The organism is Ruminobacter amylophilus (assembly GCF_900115655.1).
GTDB lineage: Bacteria > Pseudomonadota > Gammaproteobacteria > Enterobacterales > Succinivibrionaceae > Ruminobacter > Ruminobacter amylophilus.
The window spans coordinates 1-10,897 of the sequence record NZ_FOXF01000028.1; the positions used below are offsets into that span (position 1 = coordinate 1).

8 protein-coding genes and 2 pseudogenes are annotated in these 10,897 nt (G+C 45.8%); 3 read left to right on the forward strand and 7 right to left on the reverse strand.

The genetic code is table 11. From position 1 onward, the window contains the following. The 5 genes and pseudogenes from BMY80_RS07620 to BMY80_RS07635 form a co-directional block, all read right to left on the reverse strand. Positions 1 to 192 (reverse strand): annotated as a pseudogene (locus tag BMY80_RS07620) (IS256 family transposase); the annotation flags it as partial. 279 nt (positions 193 to 471) lie between these two features. After that, on the reverse strand, positions 472 to 804 hold the full coding sequence (locus tag BMY80_RS12810; protein ID WP_425441297.1) for a hypothetical protein: 333 nt from the start codon (positions 802 to 804) through the stop codon (positions 472 to 474). A 195-nt stretch (positions 805 to 999) separates the two neighbouring features. Then, positions 1,000 to 1,475 (reverse strand): annotated as a pseudogene (locus tag BMY80_RS12815) (DUF3644 domain-containing protein); the annotation flags it as partial. A gap of 40 nt (positions 1,476 to 1,515) precedes the next feature. Continuing rightward, a complete protein-coding gene (locus tag BMY80_RS07630) occupies positions 1,516 to 2,679 on the reverse strand; it encodes a tyrosine-type recombinase/integrase (protein WP_143066490.1) in 1,164 nt (387 codons plus the stop codon). A gap of 139 nt (positions 2,680 to 2,818) precedes the next feature. Beyond that, complete coding sequence (locus BMY80_RS07635) at positions 2,819 to 3,712, reverse strand: prohibitin family protein (RefSeq protein WP_093142486.1); 894 nt, start codon at positions 3,710 to 3,712, stop codon at positions 2,819 to 2,821. Between the two features lie 268 nt (positions 3,713 to 3,980). Here BMY80_RS07635 and BMY80_RS12225 point away from each other — a divergent pair, with 268 nt between their 5' ends. Together BMY80_RS12225 and BMY80_RS07645 are read left to right on the forward strand one after the other, a co-directional pair. Beyond that, entirely contained in the window at positions 3,981 to 5,696 is a 1,716-nt protein-coding gene (locus BMY80_RS12225; protein ID WP_177178530.1) for a sigma-54-dependent transcriptional regulator, read from the forward strand. 201 nt (positions 5,697 to 5,897) lie between these two features. Continuing rightward, positions 5,898 to 7,328: a sugar porter family MFS transporter gene (locus tag BMY80_RS07645; RefSeq protein WP_093142488.1), complete on the forward strand. Its 1,431-nt coding sequence runs from the start codon at positions 5,898 to 5,900 to the stop codon at positions 7,326 to 7,328. Between the two features lie 86 nt (positions 7,329 to 7,414). On the opposite strand, the gene BMY80_RS07650 is transcribed toward BMY80_RS07645, so the two are convergent. Both BMY80_RS07650 and purU read right to left on the reverse strand, forming a co-directional pair. Continuing rightward, on the reverse strand, positions 7,415 to 8,824 hold the full coding sequence (locus BMY80_RS07650) for an anaerobic C4-dicarboxylate transporter (protein ID WP_218140342.1): 1,410 nt from the start codon (positions 8,822 to 8,824) through the stop codon (positions 7,415 to 7,417). A 207-nt stretch (positions 8,825 to 9,031) separates the two neighbouring features. Further along, positions 9,032 to 9,871: a formyltetrahydrofolate deformylase gene (purU, locus tag BMY80_RS07655; protein WP_093142491.1), complete on the reverse strand. Its 840-nt coding sequence runs from the start codon at positions 9,869 to 9,871 to the stop codon at positions 9,032 to 9,034. A 334-nt stretch (positions 9,872 to 10,205) separates the two neighbouring features. Between purU and BMY80_RS12230 the strand changes: the two genes are divergently transcribed. Further along, the coding region (locus BMY80_RS12230) for a hypothetical protein (RefSeq protein WP_177178531.1) at positions 10,206 to 10,897 on the forward strand (692 nt) is incomplete at its 3' end.

Genomic DNA, 10,897 nt, shown 5'->3' on the forward strand with positions numbered 1-10,897 from the left:
TGGTTCGGATGAACTCTTATCATAACCAAGATGTGCATCCATTTCGGCATTAAGCATCTTCTCAAAAATAGGTCCAAAGACGTCCTTTAAGGCTTCATTAACGTCCTTAGCATTTTGTACGTCATAATTATTGAGAATTAAATCTGCAATTTTTTCAGCAGCTGGATTTCGCTTAATATCTTTTTTTGCCATATTCATATAACTCCAATTAAGTCTTTAATATTAACAGACTTAACAGGAATACACGAATTTTATGTCACACCCGTGTAAAAAAATGGCGAGCGTCAGTCTGATACTCGTTATTTTTTGCTCATCTTGAATGGTATAATTTATTGATACAGATCTTTGTTTGTTTTGTATCAGCTTGACTATTCTTTACATTGTTACTATACTTAAAGCAAGTCAACTTGTGATGGATTAAAGCTGGGTTCCCGAATGGGAGTAGGCATTCGTGCTTAGAATCCTTTGCTCCTAGGGTTGACTGCCTGACTTTTTTAACTTCAATTTTTCTCTCAAATCATCCAGTATTGTCTCTGGGTTCTTCTTGATTTCTTCATATATAAAATCGATAACTTGCTGAGAATATCTGTATTGAGGCTGTTTTGCCTGTTTGTCAAAAACAAAGCACATTCTTTCATTACTCTTCAGATCAAAGTATTTTACGAAATTCATAAAGTGGAAATTATTAATCTTAACGTTCTGCCCCTTACACATAGGATATGTACCGTCTTTACGCAATTTGTTGTTTATTGCTTCAATACAGCTTTTGGCATTGTACTTATGCGTGTCATTAGGATTTTTCATCTCTTTTATCACACGAATCCCATCTTTGGCCTCTTTCTCAATATGATATACCTCTGTAGCCTCTTCTCTCTTTTTGGTGGAATAATACAGATGTTCAACTTTGATCGAAAATGTACTGTTATTCTCGTCTGATAATGACTGTATAGTTGTATTGGTCTGTATTAATCGCTCGGCAACTTGTGAATCATATTTGCCACGAATTTCTGTTTCATTTAATGATTTTAATCTTACAGACAAAGTAATAAAGTTTTCTGGGATTACTCTTGTCATATCAACATCATGAAACTCCATCATCTTATCGACATAGTTAAAGACACATGCTTGAAGAAGCGATACATATACAGCTTCATACTCTTCAGTGATAAAATGCGTACTCGTGTTTCTCAGCTCTATAATCTTTTCCAGATTTCTTCTTAACGGCGATTTTTCATTAGTAAAGATTAACTTCACACACTGATCTAAACTTATTGTTCTATTAGGCTTATCTTTGTAGTAAATTGCCTCGTCACCATGCTTATTTATGATATAAGCCTTAACATCAATTCCCAGGCATTACAGATAAAGAAGCTAAAACCCTCTAACCTATACTTAATTGATGGTTTATTATAAATTTCTATAGCTAATACAAACGCTTCCTTGGACTTATCAATCAATTGTTCTTGAATCGTCATGATTACCTCAACACTTCAAATAATTTTATCCTAACTATATTTATTCTTCTAGCACTACAATGTCTTTCAGCAATTCATGCAGATACTCGTGCCACTTCTCCATCGCCTGTCTTCGCTCCTCGAAGTAGTCGGTACGCAGATATGCTCTGGTAACAGCAGAACCGACAACGTGAGTCAGACAACTCTCTGCAACTTCGAACGGTATGCCGTTCTGGTGCATCCACATTCTGCCGATTGAGCGTATACCGTGAAATGACTGTCCTATGTCGCAAAACCTTAACTTATCAGATAGCTGCTTAAGACAGAACTTTCCAGAAGACGATCTTGAACTGCTTAACAGCCACTGGTTAGTGGACTTCTTCATCAAATACTCTAAAACTCTTTCCAGCTCGCTAGTTATTGGAATCTTTATACCATCTTCCAATGTTTTTGTTTTCTCTATCAGTAACACTTTATCTAAAAGATTTATATCACTTGCCTTGATGTTGTTAATTTCCTCAAGCCGGAGCAATAACAAGAAAGAGAGATAGTACATTACCATCTGACGGTTCTGTCTAGTCCTCTCTTTGAGAGTTAAAAATATGCGCATAATATTGTCATCTAAATCACCGTCAGTCAACGATGGTCTATGCTTTGTAGGCTCGGACTTAAATAGTGACTGAACAGCTCGTGCATCGGGAATTTGCACCTTATAAACAATTTTCGAATACCTCAAAATACGATCCAGAACTGATAACGTTAGCTTTGCAGTCCAAGTTCCATGACGTTCCTGCATCCCCTGAATCACCGAATATATCTGCTTTTCACTTATTTCTGAAACTTGGTAATCAAAGCGCTCTTTTAATCTGTCTACATAACATGATATTTGATGTAGTGTTTTTGATGAAGAGTATTTATTCTGTTTCAGCCACTCATCAGCAACAGCGCTAAACATCAAACCTTTTGATTGTGCTTCATCAGGATGATTTCCACTGTTTACCTTCAACATCCTTTCGGCAGCAATCTGCCTCGCTTCGTTCAAGTCTTGGGTCTTTAGAATTTTTTCAATTCTCTTTCCGTTAAGAGTGCAGCGATGTTGAAATTTGAACGAGGTCCCTTTCTTGGTTCCCGTTATGATAAGCGTCAGGCCGTTACCTTCTGACACTCGAATTGATTCGCCAGAACCGAGTTTAACCCTCAAGTCCGACTGCTTGATCTTCGACATAAACACCTCAAAAAAAATACCCAAAAAATACCCAAATATTTTATAAATTTTGAGAGTTTTGCACAATATTAAGTTTTTAACGATGTGTAAAACCCTTTATTTTTCAAGGTGTTGTGCCGTTTTTACTAAAATGTTTTTATTATTTGCTCTTTACGTCAATGAAAGGCAGGCTGCTTCCAGGAACCATGGTTGAAGGAAGTTTGCCGTCCCACTTTTCCGCAACGGTGAGTCTTACGATTTCACTGTTTTCGCGTAATGCCTCCCCTCTTAATCTGATGGCTGCGGCATTTGCCTCTTCAGTCTTGAGGATGGCATAAGCCTGAGCATCGGCACGCTTCTTTACAGCTTCTGATTCAGCCTCGGCAATCTTTACCTTCTGCTGGGATTCAAGCTGCACGCGTTCAAGTTCAGCCTTGGCCTTTTCAACATCGGCTCTTGCCTTCATGGCATTTTCAACAGAAGTTTCATAAACCTTGGAGAATGAAATATCTTCCACCTGAACGGAACGGATCTGCACCGGAATATCAGTCATAAGCTCCTTGAACTGAGTGTTCAGAAGATTTACGAATTCAGCTCTCTTCTGAATTACCTTCTCGGCGTTGTACTGACCGAAAATAGTCTTGGCACAGTCAATAAGCTTCGGAGCAATCACGTATTCGTAAATGTATTTTTCATCACCCTTGTAGTTTACGTAAATATCCTCGGCCTTGGTGCCTACAAAATTCCAGATTACGTTGATTTTAAGAGTGGCGTTCTGCTGATCAAAGGTATATGCCTCTGTTTTCACGCTGCCGCTGTTTGACTTGAGGTCAATAAACTTCACCTGCTGATAGAAAGGCACCTTTGAATGCATGCCCGGCTGAGATACGGATGAAATCTTACCGCCTGACAGTACCACGCCGACCATTGACGCGTTTACGGTGTAAAACAGTTCGGCAAAGAAGAATACAACAAAAAATATTATTGCCGCGCCGATCACTGCCGCGAAAGTGAATCCTCTGCCGTGTCCGCTGCTATGACTTACCTGACTCATCTGATAATCCTTTTATTAAGTTCATGTAACATATAAAACAATTTTCTGCTAAATGTATCACATGTTCGCCCGTGACATTGAGTATTATCTCAAATAAATTCAGATCCGCTCACTGTTTTTTTGCGTCATATAACGGCTCATTTTCTCCCGACCTGATTTTTCGGAAAAAGTGCGTTACGCATTGTAAGGTTCCACCTATTTTTTAGTTAAATATCCTTTTTTATGGTAAAGTTATGCTATGTGATTCATTTTTTCGATCTGATGTTCAATGACCTCATTCAATGTTAATCAAAACGAACTGAAAACCCGAGTGCTGGTGGTGGAAGACTCCCGGCCCCTTAATTTTTTCTATAATGCGGTAGTCAAAGGGCTGAATACCGAGGTTCGTTCCGCCTATACCGGCCGTGAAGCCATTGAACTTCTGGACACCTTCGCGCCGGACATCGTACTGCTTGACCTTAACCTTCCGGACATTCCGGGAATGGAAATTCTCAGCATGCTGGGACAGCAGTATCATCAGGTCATCACCATCGTGATCACCGCAGACGAAAGAGCCAACCTTCCGGCTGAAGCCATGCGCCTCGGTGCCTATGACTTTCTGGTAAAGCCTGTTGACAGCAACCGTCTGCGCACCACAATCAACAACACCATCGAAAAGCTTGAGCTCGACGCCAAGGTCAACGGTGAACCAGACAGCTCAATCCATCTCGGGAACTTCATCGGCGCTTCAAAGGTCATGCGCGACATCTACGACAAGCTCTGCCGCATCAGAAACTCCAAGGCTTCCGTATTCATCACCGGAGAGAGCGGTACGGGCAAGGAAGTGACCGCCAACACCCTGCATGAGCTCAATACCGAACGCAAAGGCAAGTTCATGGCCATAAACTGCGCCGCCATACCGAAGGAAATAATGGAAAGCACCATTTTCGGTCATGTCAAGGGTGCGTTTACAGGTGCCGTGGCCGACCGTACAGGTGCCGTGGCCGAAGCTGACGGCGGTACCCTGTTCCTCGACGAAATCTGCGAAATGGATCTGGAACTGCAGTCCAAGCTTCTCCGCTTCCTGCAGAGCAGCAAGTACCGCATGGTCGGTTCTCAGAAAACACTGTCGGTTGACGTAAGGGTAATCTGCGCCACCAACAGGGATCCATTCAATGAAGTCAAGCTAGGAAATTTCCGCGAGGATCTGTTCTACCGTCTTTTCGTAATTCCGATTCACCTGCCTCCTCTGCGTGAACGCGAGCATGACGTACTGCATATCGCCATGCACTTTCTGAAAAAATACGCCGAACTCGAACACAAGGATTTTCTGTACATTTCCCACGAAGCTTCGGAAATCATGCTGAAATATCCATGGCCCGGCAACGTCCGCGAACTGCAGAACGTCATCCACAGTACCGTGGTTCTCTTTGAAGGTCCGGTAATCACCGGAGAGATGCTTCCTGCCAATATTCTCAAGGCTGTCGAGGACATCGAGAAGAATCCGGAACACTACCAGAAATACGTGGGCCGCAATTCAAGATTTCTGATTGACGGTTCAGACGCGGTCATGCCTCCGGCTTTAGGCGCTCCTTCCGTCACCGCACCTCAGCCGGTACCAGCCGAAAACATGGTGCCGGGTTCCCGGGCTCCCGAAGAAAACAGGGCCGAAAAATCCGAACCGGCAGGCAGTGCCGTCGCTGAAGCCTCCGCTGATGCGGATGACTCGTCATCACCGGGGCTGACCGTTTCCCCTGCCGGAATGATAAATCTTCCGGTGAAAGAAGATGAAATCCAGACTCTCGAAGACGTGAAGCGCATATACACCGTGGCGGCCATAAACGCCTGCAACGGCTCGGTGGCTCTGGCTTCAAAACTTCTCGGAATCAATGTCACCACCCTTTACAGACAGATGGAAAAGTGGAAGGAAGACGGTTTTATCGAAAAGTGCAGCGTATTCATGAAGCCGGCAAAACGCGGACGCAGACCTTCAAAACAATCCTGAGCATTCATCCGGCACTGACCGTTTCCGGAAAATCTTACGCTTTGAAATCATACAGGTGCAGTCAGAACGCACCGTTCATCCTCCGGATATTGAATTGTTTTTTTCCGGTATTATAATTTCCTGAAATAAGCCTCCGTGAAAGCCGCTGACTTTCCGGACGGCATCTGACTACTGATACTGAAAATGACGACAGGAAACAGAATGAAATCTTCCATTCCCAGAAAGATAATTGCGGTATGTCTTACGGCAGCCATGGCCGGACTGGTGCTCGGCATAGACATAGGCGTAATAGCACAGGCCAAGGACTTCATACAGTCCGATCTCCATGTAAGCGATATGGTTTTATCGGTCATTGCCGGAGCCATGATGGGCGGAGCCACCATAGGCGCACTCTGCGGAGGCGTTCTGACCAGAAAACTCGGCAGAAAATATTCTCTCATCATCAGCGCCGTATGCTTTGTCATCAGTGCTGCCTGCGGAGCCCTGGCATGGAACGGCACCGTTCTCGTCACTGCCAGAATCCTTGTGGGTATTTCACTCGGCGTGGCGTCATTCACCGCACCGCTGTATCTCTCCGAGGTGGCTCCAAAATCAATAAGAGGCACCATGATTACGCTCTATCAGCTCATGATAACCGTCGGTATTCTGATTTCATTCATCGTCAACACCATGATCCGGTACGGTACCTTCACCGGAGCAGAAGGACAGATCGCCTCGGAAATGATGTTCGGTTCAGTCTCATACGGATGGAGAACCATGCTGGGCGTCACGCTGATTCCCGCCACGGCATTCCTTATCGGCCTCATGTTTCTGCCTAAATCACCGCGCTGGCTGATTTCAGCAGGCCGCAGGGATGAAGCGCTTGCGGTTCTTGAAAAAATCAGAGGTTCCGGAGAAGAGGCACGTGAAGAAGCTGAGGAAATCATCAGTACCGTTGCGGCACAGACCGGCGGAATCCGCGGCTTCGGGCTGTTCCGCGGCAGCGTATTCTTCAGAAAAGCGGTTTATCTCGGAATTGCCCTTCAGCTCATGCAGCAGCTCTGCGGCATCAACGTAATCATGTACTTCGGTCCGGAGCTTATCAAAAACGCGGGCTTCAGTTCGGAATTCGCCACCAATCTCGGGACCATCATCATCGGCCTTACCAATGTGCTGGCAACCTTCATAGCCGTGGCCTTTATTGAAAAATGGGGACGCAGAATCATCCTGCTTGCAGGATACTCCATCATGTCTCTGTCCATGATCTGCGTTGCACTGTTCATGCATCTGAACATGAGTATGGCGGCCATAGCCTCGGTGCTGGTGTTCATCATCGCCTTTGCCTTCTCCGCCGGCCCGGTTGCCTGGGTTCTCTGTTCCGAAATTCAGCCTATTGCCGGCCGTGACTTCGGCATAACCTGCTCCACCGTGGCCAACTGGCTGTCAAACATGACCGTGGTGGCGACCTTCCTTCCTCTCATAAAAGCACTGGGCAGCGCCGAGACCATGATCATATATGCTGCCGTATCGGTAGTATCAGTGATCCTGATTCTGCTGTATGTTCCCGAAACACGCGGCGTGTCACTTGAACGCATTGAGGATAATCTCATGAAAGGCAGAAAACTCCGTGACCTCGGACAGACCGGAGAATAACCTTTCCGCATAAGGAACGGCGGATCGGAAAAGGCAGCCCGTAATACTTTACGCGACTGCCTTTTCCGTTTTTTCAGGTAACACCGTTACAGTGTAAGTCTGGCAATGACCAGTCCCACAAAACACGCTACAAAGGTTCCTATAAGTCCGGGGATCATGAAGGAATGGTTGAAGTACCATTTACCGATTCTGGTGGTACCGGACATATCGAAGTTCACGGTTGCTATGTCTGACGGATAGTTCGGAATAAAGAAGTAGGCATAGGTTGCCGGCATCAGACCGATGACGGTATGCGGAGGAAGTCCCAGAGCCACTGCCACCGGAAGCATAATCTTGGCGGTTGCGGCCTGTGAATTGACCACGACCGATACCGCAAAGAGGGCAAAGGCAAAGGTCCACGGATACTGGGTAACCATACCCTTAACCGCATTCTCAAATGACGGCATGGCATAATTGAAGTAGGTATTGGACATCCAGGCGATACCGAATATGGCCACACAGGCGGTCATTCCCGATTTGAATACCACCCCCTTGGGTACTGCGGAGGCCGGAGTTTTGGAAACAATCATCACCACGGCTCCGAATGCCAGCATTATCATCTGAATAATGACTCCCATGGATATCGGTTTTGCACCTTCGCCAATGGTTCTCACGGCAGGAAATGCGGCGATTATCAGAATGGTCACGATGGATATCAGGAACATTACCACTGACAGTCTGGCTCCGAACGGAAGCTGTTCATTAAGGGTGGTCTGTGACGTGGCGTTTATCATCGCCCGAAAGTCCGGATTCTTCATGCGTTCCTGAAATTCCGGATCGTCATCAAGCTCCTTTCCTCTGAAGGTTGAATATACCGACATGGCAAGAACCCCCAGCAGAGTGGCTGGCAGAGTCACAATCATGATATTCATGAGACTGAGATTTTCAAGTCCGGGAATGCTTAAAACATCCCTGCCGAGATAGCAGGCGGTAACGGCTGATATCGGTGAAGCGGTAAGAGCAATCTGCGAGGCCACAGAGGATGCGGCCATCGGACGTTCCGGACGAATTCTGTTTTTCAAAGCGATGTCGCCTATAATCGGCATAATGGTATAGACCGCGTGTCCCGTGCCCAGCATCAGGCTGAGGGTATAGGTTACCAGAGGTCCTAAAAAGGTAATACCCCTGGGATGTCTGCGCAGAATCTTTTCAGCTATCTGAAGCATGAATTTCAGGCCGCCGGCCGCTTCAAGCACGGAAGCACAGCCCACCACGGCTATAATAATGAGCATTACGTCAACCGGAGGCGTACCCGGCGGCATTCGCAGAACAAAAACTTCCACAGCCAGACCGATTCCTGACACCAGACCGAGGCCAATGCCTCCGTATCTGCTGCCTGCGTAAAGTATCAGCAGCATGAAGATAAATTCGGCTATCAGCATGATTTCCTCCTTTGATGCGGAAATTTTCGGGAATTCCGGATATTCTCCTGAAAAAGCACTCTGAAACAGGTTCATTCAGTGACCGAAACTGCTCAGCCCGTCGGCTTCCCGAAAAAAAAACGGAGACGACATACCTTCATTCTATAATCTTTGCCGGATAAAATATCGGCGGTGATTAACAAAACACCAATCACCGGACCGAAAGCTTCCCGGAAGAAATAATGACATAAAAAAACGGCCTGAACATTCAATGCTCAGGCCGTACCGTTCATTACCGGTATTTTAGAATACCACGGTCTTGTTTCCGTGAATGAATACCTTGCCGTCAACCACGCGGCTCAGGGCTCTCACCAGAACCTGACGTTCCACGTCCCTGCCGGCCTTGGCCATGCTTTCGGCACTGTAGTTGTGATTAACCTTGATTACGTCCTGAGCGATAATCGGACCTTCATCCAGATCATTGGTAACAAAGTGAGCGGTTGCACCGATGATCTTCACACCGCGGTTGAACGCCTGCTGATACGGCTTGGCACCGATGAAGGCAGGAAGGAATGAATGGTGAATATTGATGAGGGAACCGTTAGGGAAGCTGTTCACGAAGTTAGGGGTAAGAATACGCATGTACTTTGCCAGCACCACGTAGTCGAACTCGAACCTGCTGATTGCTTCAAGCATTCTGGCTTCGTGTTCTTCACGGCTCAGGCCTTCATGACTTACGGTCACGAAAGGAATATCAAACTTTCTGGTAAGATCCTCAAGCTTGTCGTAGTTGCCGATAACACCGACAATGTCAATCGGCAGAGCACCGGCGTAGCTCTTAATCAGCAGATCACCGAGCACATGAGCTTCCTTGGTTACCAGAACCAAAACTTTCTTTCTCTGAATTGGCATCAGCTTGCAGATACCGCCATCAGGGATAACGTGTCTGAGTTCTTCAATGAAAGAATCTGCGGTACTGAAATCCCCTTCAAGCTCGGTTCTCATAAAGAATCTGCTGTCATCGAAGGTTGAAAACTGATCGTTCTTGATAATATTGTACTGATATTTAAAACAGGTACCGGTAATACCGGCAATAAGTCCTTTCGCATCAGGACATTCAGTACGAAGAATACGGCGTTCCATTTATTAAAAACCCTACTTTATGTTCAATGTTGACATGCCAACTCAAAAAACCGTCAGAAGTGTATCAAATATATGAGATTTTATCAATGACGGAGCCTAAATTCACCTCCTCAGGCCGTGATTTTTTACCGACTGAAGCCGATAAGCGTCAGCCTGACGGACACGGGCTCAGAAAGTTCTCCGTAAACTCTCTCCGGGTTTTATCCGCAGGTCCGTATTTCCGGTAAAAATTTAACCGGTAATTTTTTCAGTAAAGCCCCCGAAAAAATTGCAAACAGCATGTTTTTTGTATATATTTCACGTAGAAAAAAAAACAGCATACAGGTGTAAAGTCATGGATAAAAAGTTACTTGTGCTTACCGGAGCTTTTCTGCTGGCGGGATGTTCAGTCACATCAAGCTCTTCACAGCAGAAAATCGACATAAAAATGGCCAAAGACAAGTATGAACAGTCTCTTGCCAACCATATCGAAGTAGTCGTTGACGACAACGTTAAATTCGTCGGTCAGCGCAGTATCAACGTTCGACGCACAAAAACCGAACTTAAGGTGAAATACGGTTCTCTGCCGGGAGACAATCCGCAGTGTATAGTTACAGACACCATGGTGATCCAGCAGCATGACAAGCAGAAAAAAGGTCTGCTTCAGCCTGCAAACGCCATTGTGAAAACCGGAGCCGCAGCAGTGGACACCACCAGCCGCTTCCTGATATCCACACCTTCAAGTTCCATGACCGGCAGTGCAACCCAGTTCTCATCAACCTCTTCGGAAGTATCCAGCGCGGAAGACACCAACTGGTTCTACGGCTATGATCATAATGAATACATGTACTCTCCGCGAATCGTTGACAGTGACGAATGCCGTGAATGGATCAAGCCTTACCTCAAGGACGGCACCTCTCTTGACGCCAGGGTTGATCTGATAAGCCCTGAAACCGTAAGGGACCTCAACTTTGCCGATCCTGCCGAACAGATTAAGCAGTTTGATCCGACTGAACAGATAAGACAGCTTGATCCGACTGAACAGAT

Coding starts and splice junctions, on each gene's coding strand:
- BMY80_RS07635 (WP_093142486.1), bottom strand. CDS start 3,712: ATGAGTCAGGTAAGTCATAGCAGCGGACACGGCAGAGGATTCACTTTC.
- BMY80_RS07630 (WP_143066490.1), bottom strand. CDS start 2,679: ATGTCGAAGATCAAGCAGTCGGACTTGAGGGTTAAACTCGGTTCTGGC.
- BMY80_RS12810 (WP_425441297.1), bottom strand. CDS start 804: ATGAAAAATCCTAATGACACGCATAAGTACAATGCCAAAAGCTGTATT.
- BMY80_RS07650 (WP_218140342.1), bottom strand. CDS start 8,824: ATGAACCTGTTTCAGAGTGCTTTTTCAGGAGAATATCCGGAATTCCCG.
- BMY80_RS12225 (WP_177178530.1), top strand. CDS start 3,981: ATGACCTCATTCAATGTTAATCAAAACGAACTGAAAACCCGAGTGCTG.
- BMY80_RS07645 (WP_093142488.1), top strand. CDS start 5,898: ATGAAATCTTCCATTCCCAGAAAGATAATTGCGGTATGTCTTACGGCA.
- purU (WP_093142491.1), bottom strand. CDS start 9,871: ATGGAACGCCGTATTCTTCGTACTGAATGTCCTGATGCGAAAGGACTT.